This is a genomic window from Sulfuritortus calidifontis (assembly GCF_003967275.1).
Lineage (GTDB): Bacteria > Pseudomonadota > Gammaproteobacteria > Burkholderiales > Thiobacillaceae > Sulfuritortus > Sulfuritortus calidifontis.
This window is the reverse complement of sequence record NZ_AP018721.1, coordinates 2,601,692-2,622,101: the sequence shown is the minus strand read 5'-3', so window position 1 is coordinate 2,622,101 and position 20,410 is coordinate 2,601,692. Positions and strand designations below refer to the sequence as shown.

Genomic DNA, 20,410 nt, shown 5'->3' with positions numbered 1-20,410 from the left:
GATGCCGCGCGCCGACCGGCTGCTCGTCGCGCGCGGCCTCGCTGCATCCCGCACCGCCGCCCGGCGCGCCATCGAGGCCGGGCGGCTGTTCTTTTTCCGGGGCGGCGAAAGGCTGCCGGTGAGGCAGCCGGCGCAGGAGCTGCCGGAGACGGCCGAGCTTGAACTTCTGCCCGACGCGGCCGAGCGTTATGTCTCGCGTGGCGGGCTCAAGCTGGCCGGCGCCTTGGCCCACACGGGGCTGGCTGTCGGCGGCTGCATTTGCCTGGATGTCGGCCAGAGCACCGGCGGCTTCACCGATTGTCTGTTGCAGGCGGGCGCGGCCCGGGTGCTGGGGGTGGAGGTCGGCCACGGCCAGTTGCATCCCAGGCTGCGCGCAGACGGCCGCGTCGTCTGCTTGGAGGGCATCAATGCCAGGGCGCTGACGCCCACGGCTTTGGGCGAACATTTCCCGCGCCCCGGTTTCGATCTCATCGTGGCCGACGCCTCCTTCATCTCGCTCACCCTGCTGCTGCCGAATTTCCCGGCGCTGCTCAAGCCAGGCGGCCAGGTGCTGGCCCTGGTCAAGCCGCAGTTCGAGGTGGGACCGCAGAATCTGGGCAAGGGCGGCATCGTGCGCGACCCGAGGCTTTATGCCGGGGTCGAGGTCAGGATTCGGGCCGCGGCCCAGGCGGCGGGCCTTGCGGTGCGCGATTTCTTCGACAGCCCGCTTCTGGGCGGCGACGGCAACCGGGAGTTCTTCATCTGGGCGGCAAAGGCCGGCGGCTGAAAAAAAGCCTATACAAACTCCCCGGTTAGCGTATGATGCGCGCCAGTTGTGCAGTTGTCTCGCGTCGCCGACAAGCGGCGCTGCCATATCGGGACTGTCTTCACAGCCCCATCAGCCCCAACCCCCAACGTTGCCTTTTCATCCGCGGCTGCGTGACATCCGGTTGGCGCCGATGTTACGTAGCCGATGCGCCCGGCCCCCGGGTGGCGCGGCCTTTTGCCTGCCGCACGGCAGGCTGACGCTTTGCGGTTCGCCGCATGGAAAGGTATTTATGCAATTCTCCGAACTCGGTCTTCACCCCTTCATCCTGAAGGCCATCGAGGCCACCGGTTACACCGAAGCCACCCAGGTCCAGGCCCAGGCCGTGCCCGCCGCCTTGGCCGGCGCCGATCTGCTGGTCTCCAGCCAGACCGGCAGCGGCAAGACCGCCGCCTTCCTGCTGCCCAGCCTGCATCGCCTGGCCGAGCCTTCGGCCGTGCCGGGCAACGGCCCGCGCATCCTGGTGCTGGCGCCCACCCGCGAGCTGGCCCAGCAGGTGGAAAAGGCCGCCCGCACCTATGGCAAGGAATTGCGCCGCCTGCGCACCGCCAGTCTGGTCGGCGGCGCGCCCTATGGTCCCCAGCTGAAACAGTTGGCGCAGCCGGTCGACATCGTGGTGGCCACCCCCGGCCGCCTGATGGACCACATGGAGCGCGGCCGCATCGATTTCTCCCGGCTGGAGGTGCTGGTGCTGGACGAGGCCGACCGCATGCTGGACATGGGCTTCATCGACGACATCGAGGCCATCGTGGCCAAGACCCCCGAATCGCGCCAGACCCTGCTGTTCTCGGCCACCCTCGACGGCGTGGTCGGCAAGCTGGCGCGCAAGCTCACCCGCGATGCGCAGCGCATCGAAGTGGCGGCGGCCGCCTCGGCCAAGCCGCAGATCGAACAGCGCCTGCACTTCACCGACGACCATGAACACAAAGCGCGCCTGCTCGACCATTGGCTGCGCGATGCCGAACTCAAGCAGGCCGTGGTCTTCACCGCGACCAAGCGCAGCGCGGAGGAACTGACCGACAGCCTGCGCGACCAGGGCCACTCGGCCGACGCCCTGCACGGCGACATGCCGCAGAACAAGCGCAACCGCACCATCCAGCGCCTGCGCGAAGGGCGTACCCGGGTGCTGGTGGCGACCGACGTCGCCGCCCGCGGCATTGACGTGGCCGGCGTCACCCATGTGATCAACTTCGACGCCCCGCGCCAGGCCGAGGACTATGTCCACCGCATCGGCCGCACCGGTCGGGCGGGGCGCAGCGGCATCGCCGTCACCCTGGTGCACCACCGCGAGAAGCACCTGGTGCGCGAGATCGAGCGTTATACCGGCCAGTCGCTGCAGGCCGAAACCATCCCCGGCCTGGAACCCAAGGCCCGGCCGCCGCGCACCGAACAGCGTCCGCGCCAGGGCTATGGCCAGGGCAAGAGCTGGGGCGCGCGCAAGGAAGGCGGCTACAAGAAGGACGGCTACGCCAAGCCTTACGGCGAACGGAGCGAAGGCGGCTTCAAGCGCGAGGCCAAACCCGCCGGCGAGTGGCAGCCGCGTTCCGACTGGAACAACAAACCACGTTCGGATTGGCGCGACAAGCCCTATGGCCTGTCGGGCGATGCCCAGCCGCGCAGCTTCGACCGCGGCAACGGCCAGCCCAAACGTGCGGAACGCGGCGGCGACCCCGCCCGGCGCGAGGACAGCTGGAAGTCGCCCAACAACGATTGGAGCAGCCGCGGTCCGCGCAAGGCCTATGCCGGTGCCAAGCCCGCCGCCAAGCGCAGCAACCGCTGGGACTAAACCGCGTCGCAGAAAAGAAACGGCCGCTGATGCGGCCGTTTTTGTTTGCGGTGCCGGGCGGGTCAGTCCGCGTGGTACTGCCGGCTCTCGGCATGCACGGTGTCGACCAGCACCCGCACGTTGTCGGGCGGGGTGAACTGGGAGATGCCGTGGCCCAGGTTGAACACATGGCCGTGGCCGTGGCCGAACGAGGCGAGCACGCGCTTGCTTTCGGCCGCCACCGCCTCGGGGGTGGTGAGCAGGATGGTCGGGTCGAGGTTGCCCTGGAGCGCGACTTGGTCGCCCACGCGCCTGCGGGCGGCGCCGATGTCGATGGTCCAGTCCAGGCCGACGGCGTCCGCCCCGCACCGGGCGATGTCTTCCAGCCAGAGGCCGCCGCCCTTGGTGAACACGATGCGCGGCACCGTGCGGCCTTCGTTCTCCCGTTTCAGCGCTGCCATGATCCGCGCCATGTAGGGTAGGGAGAACTCCAGATAGGCCGCCTGGGACAGCATGCCGCCCCAGGAGTCGAACACCATCACCGCCTGGGCGCCGCACTCGATCTGGGCGTTGAGGTAATCGGTCACCGCCGTGGTGGTCACGTCGAGGATGTGGTGCAAGAGATCGGGCCGGGAGTACATCAAGGTTTTCAGCTTGGTGTAGCTGTCGCTGCCCTCGCCCTCCACCATGTAGCAGGCCAGGGTGAAGGGGCTGCCGGAAAAGCCGATCAAGGGCACCGAGCCGTCCAGGGCCCGGCGGATCTCGCTTACGGCGTCGAGCACGTAGCGCAGGTGGTCGTGCGGGTCGGGTGCCTTAAGGTCGCGGATCGCCCATTCCTCGGCGAGCGGCCGCTCGAACTTGGGCCCCTCGCCCTCGGCGAAGTAGAGGCCCAGGCCCATGGCGTCGGGGATGGTCAGGATGTCGGAGAACAGGATGGCGGCGTCCAGATCGTAGCGGGCCAGGGGCTGCAGGGTAACCTCGGTCGCCAGCGCCGGCGTCTTGCACAGATCGAGGAAGCTGCCGGCGCGGGCGCGGGTGGCGCAGTATTCCGGCAGGTAGCGGCCGGCCTGGCGCATGAGCCAGACCGGGGTGTATTCGGTGGGCTGGCGCAACAGGGCGCGCAGGAAGGTGTCATTTTTCAGGTGGCTCATGGGCGGGTCCGGACGAATCAGGCCGCCATTCTACTCCACCCGGCCGGGTGGGTCGGTTCTCGCCTCAGCAGGCCAAGCCGTGCAGGGCACAGAAGTAGCGCTTGGCCAGAGCCAGGGCGATCCAGAGCCAGAACAGCAGGAAGAAGGCGAGAAACGGGATATGCGCGTCGATGATCACGCGCGGAGTGAAAAAGCGCACCGCCCGGATCACCGGCCGGGTGACGGTCTGCAGGATCTTGTAGAACAGGTTGTCCTGCCGGTATTTGCCGGCCAGCAGCGCGAGCAGGCCCTGCCCCAAGAGGGCGAAGCCGGCGACTTCGACCAGGGCGCGCAGGATCGAGATGAGCAGAAGTTCGACTGGCATGGTGGGCTCAGTGAAGGTGAGGCCCGCCATTTTAACTTGTGGCCCCGGTTCAGGCCCGCGAGAATAGCGGACTCTTCAGTCCCGGGCCCGGCCATGAATTTCGATCAACTCCGCTACACCCTGCGTGCCAACCTGTTCACCTGGCTCGGTCGCGACGAGGCGGCCCTGGCGGCCTTCGTCGAGTGCTTCCGGGCCAATCCGCACAATGCCGAGGCCGCGCGCAGCATCGCCTGGCTGCATGCCAAAAAGAAGCAATGGCCGGCGGCGGCGCAGTGGTTCGAACGGGCCTTGGCGATCGAGCCAGGGCATGCCGATACCTGGTTCAACTTGGGCTACGTCCAGGAACAGGCCGGCCATGCGGAGGCGGCGATCGAGGCCTTCCGCAAGGCGGTGGCGGGCAATCCCAAGCTCGACCGGGCCTGGTATGGCCTGGGCCTGGTGCATGCGCAGCGGGGCGAGCACGCCGCGGCGGCCGAGGCCCTGCGCCATGCGGCGGAACTGCAGCCGATGAACGGCGCGGCCTGGTATGCCCTGGGCATGGCCGAGCACCATTGCAACCGGCCGGACGCGGTGCGGGCGGTGATCGAGCATTGCCTGCGCCACGACCCGCAGACGGCCAAGCGCCTGGTGCAGGACGCGCAACGGGCCGATCTCGCCCACCTGCTGCCAATCTGATCCGGTTCCGAGCCGCAAACGAAACGGCCCGCGATTGCGGGCCGTTTCGTTTGAACCGCCCCGTTGCCGGGGCGGCACGCCAGGGGCTCAGGCCGCCTTGGTGTCGATGTCGCCTTCCAGGCTGGGGTAACGCACGTGGTCGACCAGTTCCTGGATCTCCTTGGCCGGGGCCTTGGACAGCAGGGAGCCGATGATCACGCCGATAAAGCCGGCCGGCATGCCGAACACGCCGCCCGAGATCGGCTTGATGCCGAACCACTCGTTGGCGGCGCTGCCGCCGAAGAAGTCGTAGGTGGTGTACATGTAGTACATGCACACGCCCAAACCGACGGCCATGCCGATCACCGCGCCGGCGTGGTTGGCCCGCTTCCAGAACACGCCCAGGACCAGGGCGGGGAAGAAGGCCGAGGCGGCCAGGGAGAACGCGGCGCCGACCAGGAACAGGATGTCGCCCGGCTTGAGCGAGGCCGTGTAGGCCGCGACCACGGCCACCACCAAAAGCAGGCCCTTGGAGATGGCCAGGCGGCGGACGGTGGAGGCCTTGGGGTCGATCATCTTGTAGTAGACGTCGTGCGACAGGGCGTTGGCGATGGTCAAGAGCAGGCCGTCGGCGGTGGACAGCGCGGCGGCCAGACCGCCGGCGGCGACCATGCCCGAGACCACGTAGGGCAGGCCGGCGATCTCCGGCGTGGCCAGCACGATCAGGTCGCCGCCGAGGGTGATCTCGGCCAGCTGGATCAGGCCGTCCTTGTTCATGTCAACCACCTTCATCAGGCTCGCATCCACCGCCGACCAGTTGGCCACCCAGGCGGGCAGCGCGGCGAAGGAGGAACCGACCAGGTGATGGTAGACCTCGTACTTGACCAGCACCGCCAGGGCCGGCGCGGTGAAGTAGAGCAGGAAGATGAAGAACAGCGACCAGAACACCGAGCGGCGCGCCTCACGCACCGAGGGGGTGGTGTAGTAGCGCATCAGGATGTGCGGCAGCGAGGCGGTGCCGACCATCAGGCAGAGCACCAGGGCGAGGAAGTTCAGGCGCTTGGTGTCGCTGTCCTTCTGTTTCTCCTCCTCGGTCTTGCCCTTGCCGGCGAAGGGGGTGGCGTGGGCGGGAACCGGGCCGGCCTTGGCCTTGGCGCCGGACTCGGCCGCCTTCCATTTGGCCTTGAGCTTGTCGATGTTGGGCGGGAAGTCCTTGAGTTCCTTTTCCGCGGCAGCCACGGCCTTCTCATCCAGGGGCATGGCGGCGCGGGCATCGGCCAGTTTCTGCTCGGCCTTGGCCTTCTGCTCGGCCCAGAAGGCCTCGCCCTGGCCGGCCGCCACGGCGGCCTCCAGGGCCTTGAGCTTCTCGCCCCACTCGGCGGCCTTCTCCTTGTGGATGGCGCGCACCGAGGCCTCGGCCGCGCCGAGCGGGGTGTTCGGGTCGTTCAGCTCCTTCTCCTTGGTCGTCACCTGCTGCAGCACCTGGCCATAGGCGAGCTGGGGCACCGGATTGCCGGCGATGTTCACCGAGAGCCAGACCACCGGCACCATGTAGGCGATGATCAGGATGATGTACTGGGCCACCTGGGTCCAGGTCACCGCGCGCATGCCGCCGAGGAAGGAGCAGACCAGGATGCCGGCCAGACCGACGTAGACGCCGATGGCGAACTCGATGCCGGTGAGGCGGGCGGTGATCAGGCCGACACCGTAGATCTGCGCCACGACGTAGACGAAGGAGCAGATGATGGCGGCGATGACACCGATGGTGCGCGGCAGGTTGCCGCCGTAGCGGGCGCCGAGGAAGTCCGGGATGGTGAACTGGCCGAACTTGCGCAGGTAGGGCGCGAGGAACAGCGCCACCAGCACATAGCCGCCGGTCCAGCCCATGACGAAGGCGAGGCCGTCATAGCCGGTAAGGTACAGGGTGCCGGCCATACCGATGAAGGACGCGGCGCTCATCCAGTCGGCGCCGGTGGCCATGCCGTTGAACAGCGCGGGCACCCGGCGACCGGCGACGTAGTATTCCGACACGTCGGCGGTCTTGGACATGATGCCGATGCCGGCATACAGGGCGATGGTGGCGGCCAGGAAGATGTAGCCGATCCACTGGTTGGACAGGCCCATCTGCTCCAGGATGGCGAGCAGGATGATGAAGGCGATGAAGCCGCCGGTGTAGAAACTGTAGTAACGCTTGAGTTGGCTGTAGAACTGGCTCTGGGTCAAGGCGGTCATGTTAGTCCTCCCCTTCGTGGACGCCGTATTCCTGGTCCAGCCGGTTCATGCGTCGGGCGTAGTACCAGATGATCAGGACGTAGATGATCAGAGCCCCTTGGGCACCCATGTAGAAGGCGAAGGGAAAGCCAAAGATGACGATTTCGTTGAGTTCCTTGGCAAACCAGATCACTACGAATGTGGCTACAAACCAAATGGCGAGCAGAATCCCAGTTATGTTCAGGTTCCTGCGCCAGTACTCACGGTGTTTCTCCGTCAGTTGCATAACGCTCTCCTCGAGTGGCGGTTTTGACTGCTGTCTGGGCAACGCATCTAGAGTGCGCCTTGGCTATGCCTCCCCGGCCTGCGCCGACAGCCGCGCAGGGCCGAAACAGTATATGCCTACCAATAGGAGGGGCAAGTTCCTTTTGCTTCACGATGCGCAATGCGCCGGCCTGGCTAGGTGTTCCGTTCGAGCCAGTGCTGGGCCTTCTCCAAATCCTGCAGTGCCTGAAAATGGTCGAAGCCCTGTGTCCGGGCCAATGGCAGAGCGGCGAGCAACAGCTGGGCCGTGGCCAGGGCATCGGCCAGGGCGTTGTGGCGGGCATAGTTGCCGATGCTGAAACGACCGGTCCAATGGTCGAGCGCCCGGTGCTTGCGGTTCGTATTCGGCAGCAGGCCGGGCATGACATAGGCCAGGTCCAGCCAGGGGCGGCGGAAGCGGATGCCCAGGTACTGCCTACAGGCGCGGCGGATCATGGTCTCGTCGAAGGCGACGTGGAAGGCGACCAGCGGCGAGGCGCCAAGATATTCCAGAAAACGCAACAGGGCCTCGGCCGGCTCCACCCCTTCCCGCTGGCGTTCGCCGCCGATGCCGTGGATCAGGATATTGTTCTTGGCGCTGACCTGGACCTGGCGCAGCACGATTTCGAAGCTGTCGGCCAGCCGGATGCGGCCATCGACCACGGCCACGGCGCCGATGGCGATCAGCCGGTCGCGCCGCATGTCGAGGCCGGTGCTCTCGACATCGACCACGACATAGCGGCCCTGGGCCAGGGGCAGGCTGAGATCGGCCGGGGGCAGGGCCTGCCAGGCGGCGAGGCGCCCGGCGAGGTCGGGCGGCAGCGCCACCCGGTCAAGGCGGCGGGCCAGCCAATGCCAAAGCGGCAGGCTCATGCCTGATAGTCCAGGGCCAGCCGCGCCTGGATCTTGCGCGCCTGGCGGAAGGCCTCCTTCAGGATGCGCCGGTCGAGGTCGTTCAGGCGGTGGGGGTTGATGCGGTTGTCCAGGGTCTGGCCCGACTCGCTCTCCTCGTGCTGGCGTCTGAGGCGCAGGAGCTGGATGAAATAGAAGGCCGAAACCCAGGCCTCGATTTCGGCCGCCGGGATGTTCAGCTTGGGTCCCGCTTGGCGCAGGCGCTGGGCGGTGCCGGTGGCGTGGGCCCCGCTGGCCAGGGCAAAGACCCGGGCGGCGTCGACGAAGGGCGTGGCGCCGTTGAGCTTGAGGTCCAGGGTGTCGGCATGCTCGCCGCCGGAATCGGTGACGAAATCGCGCACCAGACCCAGGGGCGGACGGTTGCGCAGGGCATTGACCACCATCTGGTGCAGGAAGCGCGGGTTGGCCGCGGCCTTGGTCGCCAGCCACCGGCGCAGGTCGTCGGCCAATTCGATCTGGCCGTGCAGGGGCCGGAAGTCGAAGAAGATGCTGGCGTTGAGCAGGGCCTCGGGGTCGCCGGCGTCGATCCAGCGGGCGAACAAGGCCTTCCATTCCTCGAGCGACAGGCACCACTTGGGATTCATCGCCATGATCTGACCCTTGCACAAGGGGAAGCCGCAGGCATCGAGCGCCCGGTTGATGCGTTCGGCCAGGCCGAGGAATTCGGCACGGATGGCCTCGGGATCCTCGCCCGCCTCGGACAGGAAGATGATGCCGTTGTCCTGGTCGGTGGCCAGGGTCTGTTCCAGCCGGCCTTCCGAACCGAAGGCGAGCCAGCAGTAATGGTGCCGGCAGGGCTGGGCGCTGGCGCATTCCAGCTCGATCACCCGCCGGGTGAGCAGGTCGTTCAGGGTGGACAGGAGCAGGGTGAGCTGCTCGGAGCCCACGCCCTGGGCCATCATGTTGTGGCCGAGCTGGCGGATGTCCTCCGCCGCCTGCTGCAATTGGCCAAGCTCGCTGGCGGCGCGGATGGCCGAGGAGATCTGGGTGACGCCGATACGCTGGAGGGAGAAAAGGTCCTTCTCCGATACCACGCCGACCAGGCGCCCGTTGTCGGCGACCAGGACGTGGCGAAAGCCGTGCCGGGCCATGGCCAGGGCTGCCTCGAAGGCGTGGGCGGTCGAGGCCAAGGCAACGGGTTGAGGGCTCATCAGCTCGCGCATCGGCGTGTCGAGCGGGGTGGCAGGCAGGATCACCCGGCCGATCAGGTCGCGCACGGTGAAGATGCCCTCGGGCGTGCCGTCCGGGGCGACCACCACGATGGAGCCGATGCCCTGCTCGCGCATGGTCTCCAGGGTCTGGCGCAGCGGCGTGTCCGGCCGGCAGGTCACCGGCGGGCGCCGGACCAGGCTGCCCAGTGTGCTCTCCAGCGACTGCTGCTCGGTGGCGGCCGAGAGGTAGCGCGCCTGGGTCTGGCGCTGGGATTGCGCCAGCAAATCGGCCAGGCGCAGGGTGCAAAAGGCGTGGAAGGGCGGCGACAGCGCGAGCAGGGCGTGGAAGTCGGCGGCGGCCAGTTCGTAGCTGAAGACGTCGGTCTGGGCGCGGAAATGGCTGATGGCCGGGCGGCGGGAGAGCAGGGCGCCGATGGGGAAACACTCGCCCTCGTGCAGTTCCAGCCAGGCCCCTTTCCCTTCGCGCTCGCCCTGAATCACGCCCTGCTTGATGATGTAGAAGGTCTGCACCTCCCCCCGTTCCGGCGCCAGCACCGTTTCGCCCTTGGCGTAATAGGCCAGGCTCAGGCGTTCGGCCAGCCAGGCCAGATGCTCGTTCTGCATCCGGTCGAAGGGGGCGAAACGGGCCAGATGCTCGACCGTGGCGGCGATGAGGGCGGTGTCAGCAGGCATGATGGGCTCCCGGCGATGAACCCCATTCTATAGCGCTGGCCGGTTTTCGGGCGGGGCCGGCCGGCGACGACCCTAGTAGTTTTACTTAGCCAAAAGTTATAGACGCCTATAACCTTTGGCCGATTTTATTTCTGGATCAGATGGTTAGTATCGCGTTCAGTACCCCCATTCCTGAAACGGACATGAGGCGGTCAGGGAGAGATACCAAAAATCAATCCTCCAGAGTCTTTGAGCCGGGTAAAGCCCGGCTTTTTCTTTTCTAGAGGCCGAGCCGCTGCCAGAGCGCGCTGGTCAGCGCCGCCTGGTTCAGGGTGTAGAAGTGCAGGCCCGGCGCGCCGCCGGTCAGCAGGTCGTCGCACATGCCGGTGACGAAATCCAGGCCGAAGGCCTTGATCGAGGCGGTGTCGTCGTAATAGCTCTCCAGCTTCTTGGCCAGCCAGCGCGGAATCTCCGCCCCGCACATGGCCGAGAAGCGGGCCAGTTGGGAGTAATTGGAGATGGGCATGATGCCCGGCACGATGGGGATATCTATCCCTAAGGCCTCGCAATCGTCGACGAAATTGAAGTAGGCGTCGGCGTTGAAGAAGTACTGGGTGATGGCGGCATTGGCCCCCGCCTCGACCTTGCGCTTGAAGTTGTTGAGGTCGTCGGTGTAGTTGCGCGCCTGCGGATGGGTCTCGGGATAGGCCGCCACCTCGATCTCAAACCAGTCGCCGGTCTCCTGCCGGATGAACTGCACCAGCTCGTTGGCATAGCGGAACTCGCCCGGGTCGGCCACGCCCGAGGGCAGATCGCCGCGCAGGGCGACGATGTGGCGGATGCCGTGCGATTTATAGACTTCCAGGATCTCGCGGATGTTGGCCCGGGTCGAGCCGATGCAGGACAGGTGCGGCGCCGCGGCCAGGCCCTCGCCCTGGATCTCCAGCACCGTCTCCAGCGTGCGGTCGCGGGTGGAGCCACCGGCGCCGAAGGTGACCGAGAAGAACTTGGGCTTGAGCTGGGCCAGCTGGCGGCGCGTCTCGCGCAGCTTGACCACGCCCTCGTCGGTCTTGGGCGGGAAGAATTCGATGCTGAAGGTACGTTCGCTCATGTCGCAGGCTTTTTCAAATTGAGCCGCGATTCTAACCCAAGGCCACACCGAGGCCCTTGCCGATCAGCCAGGTGGCGGCGCCAGCCGCGGCGCCGATGGTGAGCATGCGCAGGCCGCCATAGGCCGCGCGTTTGCCGGTGAACAGGCTGATGGTGGCGCCCACCCCGAACAGGCTGACGCCGGTGGCGATCAGGGTGCCAGCAAAAGCGGTGTCCACCGAGAGCAGCAGATAAGGCAAAAGCGGGATCAGGGCGCCGCCCGAGAATGCGAGGAAGGAGGCGGTCGCCGCCACCCAGGGCGAGCCCAGCTCGGCCGGGTTCAGCCCCAGTTCTTCGCGGGCCAGGGTGTCCAGCGCCTGGTCGGGGTCGCGGATCAGGGCCGCGGCCACCCGCTTCGCCTCGTCCGGGGCGACCCCTTTGGCCTCATAGATCAGGGCCAGCTCCGCCGCTTCTTCCTGGGGATACTGGTCGAGTTCCTCCCGCTCCAGGGCGATCTGGTATTCGTAGAACTCGCGCTGGGCGCGCACCGAGACGTATTCGCCGGCGGCCATGGAAAAGGCCCCGGCCAGAAGGCCGGCGACGCCGGAGAGCACGATGACCGAAGGTTCCGCGCCGGCGCCGGCGACGCCGAGGATCAGGCTGGCATTGGAGACCAGGCCGTCGTTGACGCCGAACACCGCGGCGCGCAGGCCGCCGCTGCCCGGCGCCTTGTGCCGTCCGGTGTCGATCTGGTCGGTCCGGGTGGGGATGGCATGCGGCAGCGGGGCGTTGTACAGGCTCATGCCGCGCACCTTCATGGCGGCGAGCACCCCTCGCATGGGCGCCACGCCGACGCGGCCGACCAGCCAGGCCACGGCGCGGCTGCGCAGGCCGGGGACGAAGGTTTCGGGCACGGCCTGGCCGGCCTTGCGCAGTGCCACCGCCCACAGATCGGCCTGCTCGTCGGCCGCCCGGGCCAGTTCCAGGAACAGCACCTGGCGCGGCGTGCCGGCCTCGGCATCGGACACGATGCGGTAAAGCCAGGCCGAGCGTTTTTCTTCTTTCCAGCTATTCAGTGCGTCGAGCATGCGGGGGGCTTGAAAAAATCAGGACGAATAATTATGGCGTGTCCCCTACCAGCCATGCATGGCGAAGAAGCCGGCGCGGTCCAGGGTGTCGCGGCCGTAATTGCGGCCGGCTGTGTAGTAGTCGATGTCGAGCCGGTTCTGTACCGCTTTGGCCACGTTGCTGGCGCCGCAGTTGTAGGCGGCGAGGGCGGCCTGCAGCAGCGTCTGGCCGGCAAGTTGCAGCTTGCGCGCGAGATACGAGCGGTTTTGCGCCAGCACTTGGCAGCCGTAGGCGATGTTGGCCGTCGGATCCTGCCAGTTGCCGGTGCGGGCGAAGGCGTGGGCGTCGAAGTCGATCTGCATCAGGCCGCGGCCGAAGCCGCCGCCGTCGGGCGGCAGCGGGCCGCTGCGGTAGGCGGTGGGCGCACGGCGCTTGATGAAGTCGCCGGTGCCGGCCGGCCCGGCCGGCTTCAGGGCCAGGCCCCAGCCGGATTCGCGCGAACCGAGGCCGCCGACCAGGGCGATGGGCAGCTCGTATTGCCGGGCACTGGTTTCGATGCTGCTGCGGTATTTCGTCGCCTCGTTCAGGTGGGCGAGCAGGCTGGGGTTGTTCGCGGCATAGGTGGTGCCGGGCAGATCGCTCGCGGCCGGCGCCGCCTCGCCCAGCAGCCTGGCCCAGGTCAGCGGCCCGGCGATGCCGTCGTCGAGCAGGCCGTGCTCGCTCTGGAACTGCATCACCGCCGCCTCGGTGCCGCGGCCGAACAGGCCATCCGGCTTCATGGCGTAACCGTTTTGCTTGAGCAGGGTTTGCAGTTCGCGCACTTCGCTTTTCAGATCGGGCCGGGTATGCGGGTAGCCGTCGAACAGGCGCAGTGTCGGGTGAGGCATCTTGGTATCTCCCTGGTGAGATCAGTATCGAGGCGAACGCTCGGCCGATCCGTGGTGGCCCTGCAGGGGCCATACGCCTTGGCGCTCCATGGCCAGAGCCGCGCTACTGCCCGAGCAAGCTTTTGAGCGCGGCTTCCTCGGTGTTTTTCGAGCCTTCGGCCAGCTTGGCCAAGCGACTCAGGCCGCCGCGGAAGGAGCAGGCATCGTCGTAGCTACGGATGTCGCTGAGGATGGCATAAAGGCTGTAGGGCTCGTTTGCGGCTTTAAGGCGCTTGAGGATGGCGGTTTTCTGCTCCGTCCGTTCGGCCAGAATGGCGGCCTCCAAGGCCTGGAAGGATTTGTTGAGGTAATAGGCCGAGGCGAGGTTGTCCACGGTGTGGCCGAGGATGATGTTGGCGCCGCTGAAGGTGGCCGAAGTGGCCGGGTTGGCATGGACGGTGCCGGCGCTGATGGCGTTGGCAAGATCGCTCATCACCCCCTTGCTGAAATCCATGCCGCCCTTGTTGGCGAAGACCCGATGCATGAAGGTCGAGCAGTTCATGTCGGAGACCGAGACCAGGAAATCGACCAACTCGCGCTTTTTACCTTTGTCGGCGACCTTGTCGGCGACCTTGGAGAGCGAGCTGGCTTCGACCGAGATATAGAGGCATTCCTGCTGCTTGGCCTCGTCGACCATGCGGTTGTCGTTGCGCTTCATGCAGGTCAAGGTGAGGTTTTCGCCGACCCAACCGGGTGCGTTGAGCTTGGCGCTGGCCGGGTCGGTCTTGTAGTGAGTGACCGGTTCGCTGCTCAGCCACTCCGAGGTGTTGGCGCAGCCGGTCAAGGACAGGGCGGCGATCAAGGCGATGAAGGCGTGACGCATGGTGTTTCTCCCACAGCAGGTGTTATCGGGCTTTGCCCGGTTTGTCGTTACATCTTAGCAAGCCTGGGGTCAGGCGAAAGCTCGGCCTTCCTAGCTGCGGTCCCAGCGGCGAAACTGCACGGCCTCGGCGACGTGATAACTGCCGATCTGTTCCAGGCCGTCGAGGTCGGCCAGGGTGCGGGCGACCTTGAGGATGCGGTGGAAGGCGCGGGCCGAGAGATTCAGGCGGGCGATGGCCTGCTTGAGCAGGTCTTCGGCCTTGCCCTCGGCGCGGCAATGGCGGTCGATCTCGGCGCCTTCGAGCAGGGCGTTGGCCTTGCCCTGGCGCTCGAGTTGCCGGCGCCGCGCCGCATCGACCCGTTGGCGGACGCTGGGCGATGCCTCGCCGGCCGGGGCATTGATCAGATCGGCTTCCTTCAAGGCTGGCACCTCGATATGCAGATCGATGCGGTCGAGCAGCGGCCCGGACAGGCGCGCGCGATAGCGGGCCACCTGCTCGGGGGTGCAGCGGCATTTGCCGGCCGGGTGGCCGAGCCAGCCACAGGGGCAAGGGTTCATCGCGGCGACCAGTTGGAAACGGGCGGGAAACTCGGATTGGCGGGCGGCGCGTGAGATGGTGATGCGGCCGCTCTCCAGCGGTTCGCGCAAGACCTCCAGCGCCTTGCGATCGAATTCCGGCAGCTCGTCGAGAAACAACACGCCGTGATGGGCCAGACTGATTTCGCCGGGTCGCGGCACGCCGCCGCCTGTAAGATACAAAAATAAATGCGAATATGCGTAAAAATTACAGGGATAGATGCGAATGACTGATCCGAAGTACGTTTCCGGCCCTGTCCGCAAGATCGGCATGAACACCCGCAGCGTCGTGGGTGTGATGCCTGACGGCGCTCGCTTCGAGTCGACCTTGGAACGCGACTTCATGGAACTGGTGCGGTTCGACAAGAACATCAAGTTGTATACCCCCCAGCCCTTGGTCATAGAGTACCGGGACGCCGCCGGCAAGCTCCGTCGCTACACGCCGGATGGCTTCATTGAATACCGCCGCGACATCCGGCCGGCCAAGGAGATGCCCCACGTCCTGTGCGAGATCAAGTACCGGAAGGACTTCAGGGCGCAGTGGCGCAATCTCCTGCCCAAGTTCCGGGCCGCCAAGCGCTACTGCGCCGAGCGGGGATGGGAGTTCAAAGTGTTCACCGAGCGCGAGATACGGACGCCCTATCTGCAGAATGTCCGTTTCCTTTGGCCCTACTGTAGTGAGATACGGGACGATGCGGTCGTCGACCTCCTGCTCCTGCACCTGGCCGAGCTTAGGGAGACCGACCCCGAGGCTTTGCTGTGCAGTCTTTTTCGCGACCGATGGAAGCGGGCCGATGCACTGCCCGATCTCTGGCATCTGGTCGCGACAAGCCAGGTTGGCTGTGACCTCACCCAGCCCCTGACCATGAAAACCCATATCTGGAGCTTGAGTGACTATGGCCAACCATGATCGACTGATCCCAGGGCAAACCGTCGCCTGGCAGGGCCGGAGCTGGATTGTCCTGGACCTGCCGGCCATCGACCGAGCCGTGTTGAGGGATACGGCAGACGGACGCACCGAGTCGGCGCCGACGGTCGAGATCCGACCGGTTGCCGCCGCGGCGGAGCAGACCGCCCGCCAGGACCTGATGCTGATCCCGGACGAGGATTGGAACGAAGCCTGGCGCCGGTACCAGGTCATCCAGCCCCTGGTCGAGAAAGGCCCTTACCGCCGAACCGCCAGGGACGCCGAGGCGGTGGCGAAGCAGGCCGGCAAGAACGTGGCGACCGTCTACCGGTGGCTGTCGCGCTACGAGGAGACGGGATTGGTCTCCTCCCTGCTGCGGCCGCGGCGCCGGGATGTCGGCCTATCCCGCCTGGAGCCGGAGGTGGCCAAGGTCCTCGACGAGACCATCCAGACGTTCTATCTGACCGCGCAGCGCCATAGCCCGGCCGAGACCTGCGCCGAGGTCCAGCGGCGCTGCATTGCGGCCGGCCTGATGCCGCCTCATCCCAACACGGTCAGGATCCGCATCGGTCATCTTTCCCAAAAAATGCAGGTCGCCAAGCGGATGGGCAGCAAGGCGGCCCGGGAGCGCTTCGAGCCGATCAAGGGCAAGTTCCCAGGGGCGGACTACCCCCTGGCCGTCGTCCAGATCGACCACACGCCGGTCGACCTCATCCTGGTCGACGACGAGCATCGCCGGCCCATCGGCCGGCCGTACCTGACCCTGGCCATCGATGTCTGCACCCGCATGATCGCAGGCTTCTACATCTCGCTCGACCCGCCGGGGGCGTTGTCGGCAGGCCTGTGCATCGTGAACGCCGTGCTGCCCAAGGACATGACCCTGGCCAGGATGGAGATTGCGACACCCTGGCCGATCTGGGGGAAGATGCAGAAGATCCACGTGGACAACGCCAAGGAGTTCCGGGGCGCCATGCTGGAGCGCGCCTGCAGGGAGCACGGCATCATCCTGGAATACCGGCCCAAGGGCACGCCGAACTACGGCGGCCATGTGGAGCGGGCCTTCCGGACCTTCATGAGCAAGACGCACGGCGTTTCCGGCACCACTTTCTCGAACGTCCAGGAGAAGGCCGACTACGATTCCGAGGGCAAGGCGGCGATGACGCTTGCCGAATTCGAGCGCTGGTTCACGATTTTCGTGGTGGAGGTCTATCACCAGAAGGCGCACAAGGGGATATCCAAGATTCCGCCCATCCGGGCCTATGAGCAGGCGGTGTGCGGCACGGACGGGAGGCCGGGGATCGGGCTGCCGATGCGGGTGGCCGACGAGCAGAAGTTCCGCCTGGACTTCACCCCCTACGTAGAGCGCACCATCCAGGAATATGGGGTGGTCATCGACAACATCCACTACTACTCCGACGTTATGCGGCACTGGATCCATGCCCGCGATCCGGACAACCCGAAACTCAAGCGCAAGTTCGTGTTTGCGCGGGATCCGAGGGACATCAGCGTTGTTTATTTTCTCGACCCGGAATCCAGGATCTACAGTCCTGTGCCCTATCGCGACACGACCCGGCCGGGCATCAGCCTCTGGGAGCTGAATGCCGCGCTCAAACGCCTGGCGGAGGATGAATCCGTCCAGCCCAACGAGGAGCTGATCTTCGAGGGCATCCGGAAGATGCGAGAGATCGAGCGTCAGGCAGTGGACAAGACCAAGGCGGCCCGCAGGAGCATGCAGCGGCGCAAGGCCTGGACGGGGGCCCGGAAGGCCGCGGCGCCGGAGCCTGTGGCCACAGACATCCCGGCCAGCGATTACCCGGGAGGCGAGGTCCTTCCCTTCGACGACATTGTGGAGCCGGAATGAGCGCAAGCCATTTGACCGCCAAGACCGCAGAGAAACTCGCGCTGTCGGACGCGGAACGGATCGAGTACATCAGGAAGCCGCGGTGGATCGGTTATCCCAGGGTGCAGTCGATCCTGGACAAGCTGGAAGACCTGCTGGAGCACCCGAAACAGCCGCGCATGCCCAACATGCTCATCGTTGGCGACACCAACAATGGCAAGACGATGCTGATCGAGCATTTCCACCAGCGGCACCTGGCTTATGAGCGTGAAGACAAGTCAGGCGTGGTGGTCCCGGTCCTGTCCATCCAGGCTCCGCCCGGGCCGGATGAGCGGGGGCTCTACAACACGATCCTCAGCAGGTTGTTCGAGCGGAGCCGGTCGAGCGAGTCCACCGACCAGAAGCGGGACCGGGTCGTGGCGATCCTCAAGCGGGTGGATCTGGGCATGATCGTGATCGACGAAATCCACCACCTCCTGGCCGGGCCCACGCTCAAACAGCGCAATTTCCTGAACGTCCTGAAATACCTCGGGAATGAGCTCCGTGTGCCCATCGTCGGGGTCGGCACCGCGGATGCCGCCCGGGCGGTGCAGACCGATCCGCAGCTGGCGAACCGGTTCCAGCCCGAGGTGCTGCCGCATTGGGAACTGAATGCGGACTTCGCGCGGCTTCTGGCCAGCTTTGAGAGCCTGCTTCCACTCAAGCAACCCTCGGGGCTCGCCGACCAGGGCATGGCTTCCAGAATACTGGCCATGACCGGCGGCACCATCGGCGAGATGTCCATGCTCCTGAACGAGGCGGCGATCTATGCGATCCGCAAGAAAACCGAAATGATCGATGCCGACGCCCTTGCCAAGTGCGACTACAGCTCGCCTTCTGAGCGTAAGAGCAAGGCCGCCAGGCTGTGATCCAGGTTCGAGGGCGATCCTCTCCAGTCTGGCCGGTCCATCCGAGGCCCTTGCCGGATGAGCTGTTGTCCTCCTGGATGACTCGGATCGCCCGCGCCAACCACACGAAGGTCTACTCCTTTTATGCCTCGTACTTCGGCCGTGAGCACCAGATATGGAACCGGGACATCGACAAGCTGGCCCCGGATTGGCTGATGGATGGGCTTGAGGCGTGGACCGGTCTGGATCGGTCCGAGATCGAGCGGACGACCCTGCGCAGCTATGAGGGGGTGCTCTACGAACACCACAATCCCTACGGCAATACTAAGTGGATACTGCCGGCCGGGGTCTATCACCGCACCCGACGCCGACACGGGCTGGTCTACTGCCCCTTGTGCCTGTTCGAGGATGCTGAACCGTACTTTCGTAAGAGTTGGCGGCTGTCGTTCAACACGGTCTGCGAGCATCATGGCTCCCGGATGCTGGATGCCTGTCCGAAGTGCGATGCACCTGTGGTGTATTTCCGGCGGGATCTGGGCCATCGGCGCGCGCATATGGTCGACTCCATGGTGCTGTGCCACCAATGCAGCTACGATCTGCGGCGCGGGCCTGCCTATGATCCGCCGGCGCCAGATGGTGAGACGCTGATGCATCTGCGGGCGTTGATCACCTTCCGGGACATGGGGTGGTGGTTCAGCGGGGAGACGACGCATAGCTACAGCATCGCCTTCTTCGATGTGCTCCATCACCTAGCAACCTATCTGACGAGTCGGCTTGGGAGGCGGCTTTTGGAGGAGGCAGAGAAAGTGATGCCGCGGCCGATGTCCAATGGTGCGGTCTATAGGCGTATGGGCTTGGATATGCGATCAGTGGAAGAACGACACCAGTTGTTGCTTACGGCTTTGTGGTTGCTTATGGATTGGCCACGTAGGTTTGTAGGGTGTTATAGCGCGACTGGCTTGTGTATGGCGCAGGTGACGCGAAGTGAGTCATTCCCATATTGGTTTGTCAGGGCATTGCAAGGTCAAATCTGGCCATTCAATAAAAAAGCGCTGGCCAAACGCCTTGATGGTTTTTACAATATCTCCGATATCCCTGAAAAGGCGGAAATATGCTAGCAATCAAGAGGTTGCCGAATAACCACACTAGCTCTGACCAGAAAACAGGCCAACTGTCTGAGCCGCCTATCTCCCAAGCCGAAAAAAATGTTCTCAAGGATCGCATTGTCGATGCCTATGATGATTTTAGGGCGGCGGTGGCCACGGGTGACAAGGAGTACATCCGCCGCCTTCATCTTCTTTCAAGGGATTTCGTGTCGGAGGATTATTACTCACGAACTTGGCATCTCTTCAACAAGCACTATGAAAAATTCATTGATGGTTGCGAAATAGATCCACAAAAGATTAGGCCATCTCTTCATTTAGTAGAGGCCAAGAGCGTCTGGGAAGAAATATTCAAGGTGGTTCGTCATACGTGGTCCATCCCCTATTCGAAAGGTTATGGCCGCCGGATGCGGTTTGTTGTTTTTGATGAATACCATGAGGCAGTGATTGGCATCATTGGCTTTCAGTCGCCGCCTGCGGATTTGGCTTGCCGCGATAATCTTTTTAACTACCCAGATGGTCAAAAACTTGATCTTGTTAATCGCACCATGGATGTGTACACCATTGGCGCAATTCCACCCTACTCGCACCTTCTTGGTGGAAAACTTGTCGCTGGGTTGGTCGCTAGCGATGAAGTGCGCCAAGCATATTGGAGACTCTATGCGGGTAAGCGCACCGTTATGCAGGACGAAATGATCGAACAACCTTTAGTTGCCGCGACCACAACTAGCGCATTTGGTCGAAGTTCAATCTACAATCGCTTGAAATGTGGGGATCGTCTCCTGGCGGAACCTATAGGATACACAAAGGGATATGGCACCATACACCTTGAGCATGTTTATCCGGATGTTGTTAGGATGCTAAAAGGTGAGCTAGAAGATTTTGTCACCGGAGGTTATGGAAACGGCCCCAAGATTCGATGGCAGAATTTCACACGAGCCCTGCAGGTATTGGGTCTGCCCTCCCGTTATTTCGAACATGGATTGCAACGTGAGGCGTTTTTATTTCGATTTGTAGAAAATTTAGAAGATGGGATGGCAGGGGGTGATTTTGGTAAGCCGATCCAGCTTTCCACTGGTGATTATGCGGATTTCTGGAAAGAGCGATGGGCTTTGCCACGTGCGGAAAGAATTACCTCCTGGAAAGAGTTCAATAGTGAAGCTTATTTTGCTCAAGCGCTAAAACGGAATTATGGAGAGTAGT

General features: G+C 64.7%; 18 protein-coding genes and 1 pseudogene. 8 read left to right on the top strand and 11 right to left on the bottom strand.

Annotated features, from left to right (window positions below; genetic code table 11):
- Position 1 precedes the first annotated feature (1 nt).
- On the top strand, positions 2-766 hold the full coding sequence (locus EL388_RS13220; protein ID WP_126463853.1) for a TlyA family RNA methyltransferase: 765 nt from the start codon (positions 2-4) through the stop codon (positions 764-766).
- Positions 767-1,037: 271 nt separating this feature from the next.
- Complete coding sequence (locus tag EL388_RS13215; RefSeq protein ID WP_126463852.1) at positions 1,038-2,591, top strand: DEAD/DEAH box helicase; 1,554 nt, start codon at positions 1,038-1,040, stop codon at positions 2,589-2,591.
- Positions 2,592-2,653: 62 nt separating this feature from the next.
- Here EL388_RS13215 and hemE read toward each other — a convergent pair whose 3' ends face one another.
- Together hemE and EL388_RS13205 are read right to left on the bottom strand one after the other, a co-directional pair.
- On the bottom strand, positions 2,654-3,721 hold the full coding sequence (hemE, locus tag EL388_RS13210; RefSeq protein WP_126463851.1) for a uroporphyrinogen decarboxylase: 1,068 nt from the start codon (positions 3,719-3,721) through the stop codon (positions 2,654-2,656).
- Positions 3,722-3,785: 64 nt separating this feature from the next.
- On the bottom strand, positions 3,786-4,085 hold the full coding sequence (locus tag EL388_RS13205) for a hypothetical protein (RefSeq protein WP_126463850.1): 300 nt from the start codon (positions 4,083-4,085) through the stop codon (positions 3,786-3,788).
- Positions 4,086-4,178: 93 nt separating this feature from the next.
- On the opposite strand from EL388_RS13205, the gene EL388_RS13200 reads away from it, so the two are divergent.
- Complete coding sequence (locus EL388_RS13200; RefSeq protein WP_126463849.1) at positions 4,179-4,760, top strand: tetratricopeptide repeat protein; 582 nt, start codon at positions 4,179-4,181, stop codon at positions 4,758-4,760.
- A gap of 87 nt (positions 4,761-4,847) precedes the next feature.
- Here EL388_RS13200 and EL388_RS13195 read toward each other — a convergent pair whose 3' ends face one another.
- The 9 genes and pseudogenes from EL388_RS13195 to EL388_RS13155 form a co-directional block, all read right to left on the bottom strand.
- Positions 4,848-6,971 carry a VC_2705 family sodium/solute symporter gene (locus EL388_RS13195; protein WP_126463848.1) on the bottom strand — a complete coding sequence of 708 codons (2,124 nt, stop codon included), beginning with the start codon at positions 6,969-6,971 and terminating at the stop codon, positions 4,848-4,850.
- A gap of 1 nt (position 6,972) precedes the next feature.
- Positions 6,973-7,236 carry a DUF4212 domain-containing protein gene (locus EL388_RS13190; RefSeq protein ID WP_126463847.1) on the bottom strand — a complete coding sequence of 88 codons (264 nt, stop codon included), beginning with the start codon at positions 7,234-7,236 and terminating at the stop codon, positions 6,973-6,975.
- Positions 7,237-7,409: 173 nt separating this feature from the next.
- Positions 7,410-8,126 carry a 3'-5' exonuclease gene (locus tag EL388_RS13185; RefSeq protein WP_126463846.1) on the bottom strand — a complete coding sequence of 239 codons (717 nt, stop codon included), beginning with the start codon at positions 8,124-8,126 and terminating at the stop codon, positions 7,410-7,412.
- A complete protein-coding gene (locus EL388_RS13180; RefSeq protein WP_126463845.1) occupies positions 8,123-10,009 on the bottom strand; it encodes a DUF294 nucleotidyltransferase-like domain-containing protein in 1,887 nt (628 codons plus the stop codon). The genes EL388_RS13185 and EL388_RS13180 overlap by 4 nt, the downstream gene beginning before the upstream one ends.
- A 259-nt stretch (positions 10,010-10,268) precedes the next feature.
- Complete coding sequence (metF, locus tag EL388_RS13175; protein ID WP_269470963.1) at positions 10,269-11,129, bottom strand: methylenetetrahydrofolate reductase [NAD(P)H]; 861 nt, start codon at positions 11,127-11,129, stop codon at positions 10,269-10,271.
- Between the two features lies 1 nt (position 11,130).
- The gene (locus EL388_RS13170; protein WP_126463843.1) at positions 11,131-12,165 is read right to left on the bottom strand and encodes a VIT1/CCC1 transporter family protein; all 1,035 of its coding nucleotides are present in this window, start codon (positions 12,163-12,165) and stop codon (positions 11,131-11,133) included.
- Positions 12,166-12,210: 45 nt separating this feature from the next.
- Positions 12,211-13,032, bottom strand: a complete 822-nt coding sequence (locus EL388_RS13165; protein WP_126463842.1) for a peptidoglycan-binding protein — start codon at positions 13,030-13,032, stop codon at positions 12,211-12,213.
- Between the two features lie 103 nt (positions 13,033-13,135).
- Positions 13,136-13,894, bottom strand: coding sequence for a hypothetical protein (locus tag EL388_RS13160; RefSeq protein WP_126463841.1), 759 nt, complete (start codon positions 13,892-13,894; stop codon positions 13,136-13,138).
- Positions 13,895-13,984: 90 nt separating this feature from the next.
- Positions 13,985-14,641 (bottom strand): annotated as a pseudogene (locus EL388_RS13155) (ATP-binding protein); the annotation flags it as partial.
- A 55-nt stretch (positions 14,642-14,696) separates the two neighbouring features.
- On the opposite strand from EL388_RS13155, the gene EL388_RS13150 reads away from it, so the two are divergent.
- From EL388_RS13150 to EL388_RS13130, 5 genes are read left to right on the top strand one after another with little or no spacing between them, the layout of a single operon-like run.
- The gene (locus EL388_RS13150) at positions 14,697-15,380 is read left to right on the top strand and encodes a TnsA endonuclease N-terminal domain-containing protein (RefSeq protein ID WP_126463839.1); all 684 of its coding nucleotides are present in this window, start codon (positions 14,697-14,699) and stop codon (positions 15,378-15,380) included.
- Entirely contained in the window at positions 15,367-17,238 is a 1,872-nt protein-coding gene (locus EL388_RS13145) for a Mu transposase C-terminal domain-containing protein (protein ID WP_232019247.1), read from the top strand. Before EL388_RS13150 ends, EL388_RS13145 begins: the two co-directional genes overlap by 14 nt.
- Positions 17,235-18,125, top strand: coding sequence for a TniB family NTP-binding protein (locus EL388_RS13140; RefSeq protein ID WP_126463837.1), 891 nt, complete (start codon positions 17,235-17,237; stop codon positions 18,123-18,125). The genes EL388_RS13145 and EL388_RS13140 overlap by 4 nt, the downstream gene beginning before the upstream one ends.
- Positions 18,122-19,222 carry a TniQ family protein gene (locus tag EL388_RS13135; protein ID WP_269470949.1) on the top strand — a complete coding sequence of 367 codons (1,101 nt, stop codon included), beginning with the start codon at positions 18,122-18,124 and terminating at the stop codon, positions 19,220-19,222. Before EL388_RS13140 ends, EL388_RS13135 begins: the two co-directional genes overlap by 4 nt.
- Positions 19,216-20,409: a Druantia anti-phage system protein DruA gene (locus EL388_RS13130; protein ID WP_126463835.1), complete on the top strand. Its 1,194-nt coding sequence runs from the start codon at positions 19,216-19,218 to the stop codon at positions 20,407-20,409. The genes EL388_RS13135 and EL388_RS13130 overlap by 7 nt, the downstream gene beginning before the upstream one ends.
- Position 20,410 lies beyond the last annotated feature (1 nt).

Coding starts and splice junctions, on each gene's coding strand:
- EL388_RS13200 (WP_126463849.1), top strand. CDS start 4,179: ATGAATTTCGATCAACTCCGCTACACCCTGCGTGCCAACCTGTTCACC.
- EL388_RS13190 (WP_126463847.1), bottom strand. CDS start 7,236: ATGCAACTGACGGAGAAACACCGTGAGTACTGGCGCAGGAACCTGAAC.
- EL388_RS13170 (WP_126463843.1), bottom strand. CDS start 12,165: ATGCTCGACGCACTGAATAGCTGGAAAGAAGAAAAACGCTCGGCCTGG.
- hemE (WP_126463851.1), bottom strand. CDS start 3,721: ATGAGCCACCTGAAAAATGACACCTTCCTGCGCGCCCTGTTGCGCCAG.
- EL388_RS13195 (WP_126463848.1), bottom strand. CDS start 6,971: ATGACCGCCTTGACCCAGAGCCAGTTCTACAGCCAACTCAAGCGTTAC.
- EL388_RS13220 (WP_126463853.1), top strand. CDS start 2: ATGCCGCGCGCCGACCGGCTGCTCGTCGCGCGCGGCCTCGCTGCATCC.
- EL388_RS13215 (WP_126463852.1), top strand. CDS start 1,038: ATGCAATTCTCCGAACTCGGTCTTCACCCCTTCATCCTGAAGGCCATC.
- EL388_RS13145 (WP_232019247.1), top strand. CDS start 15,367: ATGGCCAACCATGATCGACTGATCCCAGGGCAAACCGTCGCCTGGCAG.
- EL388_RS13150 (WP_126463839.1), top strand. CDS start 14,697: ATGACTGATCCGAAGTACGTTTCCGGCCCTGTCCGCAAGATCGGCATG.
- EL388_RS13165 (WP_126463842.1), bottom strand. CDS start 13,032: ATGCCTCACCCGACACTGCGCCTGTTCGACGGCTACCCGCATACCCGG.
- EL388_RS13140 (WP_126463837.1), top strand. CDS start 17,235: ATGAGCGCAAGCCATTTGACCGCCAAGACCGCAGAGAAACTCGCGCTG.
- EL388_RS13185 (WP_126463846.1), bottom strand. CDS start 8,126: ATGAGCCTGCCGCTTTGGCATTGGCTGGCCCGCCGCCTTGACCGGGTG.
- EL388_RS13160 (WP_126463841.1), bottom strand. CDS start 13,894: ATGCGTCACGCCTTCATCGCCTTGATCGCCGCCCTGTCCTTGACCGGC.
- EL388_RS13130 (WP_126463835.1), top strand. CDS start 19,216: ATGCTAGCAATCAAGAGGTTGCCGAATAACCACACTAGCTCTGACCAG.
- EL388_RS13205 (WP_126463850.1), bottom strand. CDS start 4,085: ATGCCAGTCGAACTTCTGCTCATCTCGATCCTGCGCGCCCTGGTCGAA.
- EL388_RS13180 (WP_126463845.1), bottom strand. CDS start 10,009: ATGCCTGCTGACACCGCCCTCATCGCCGCCACGGTCGAGCATCTGGCC.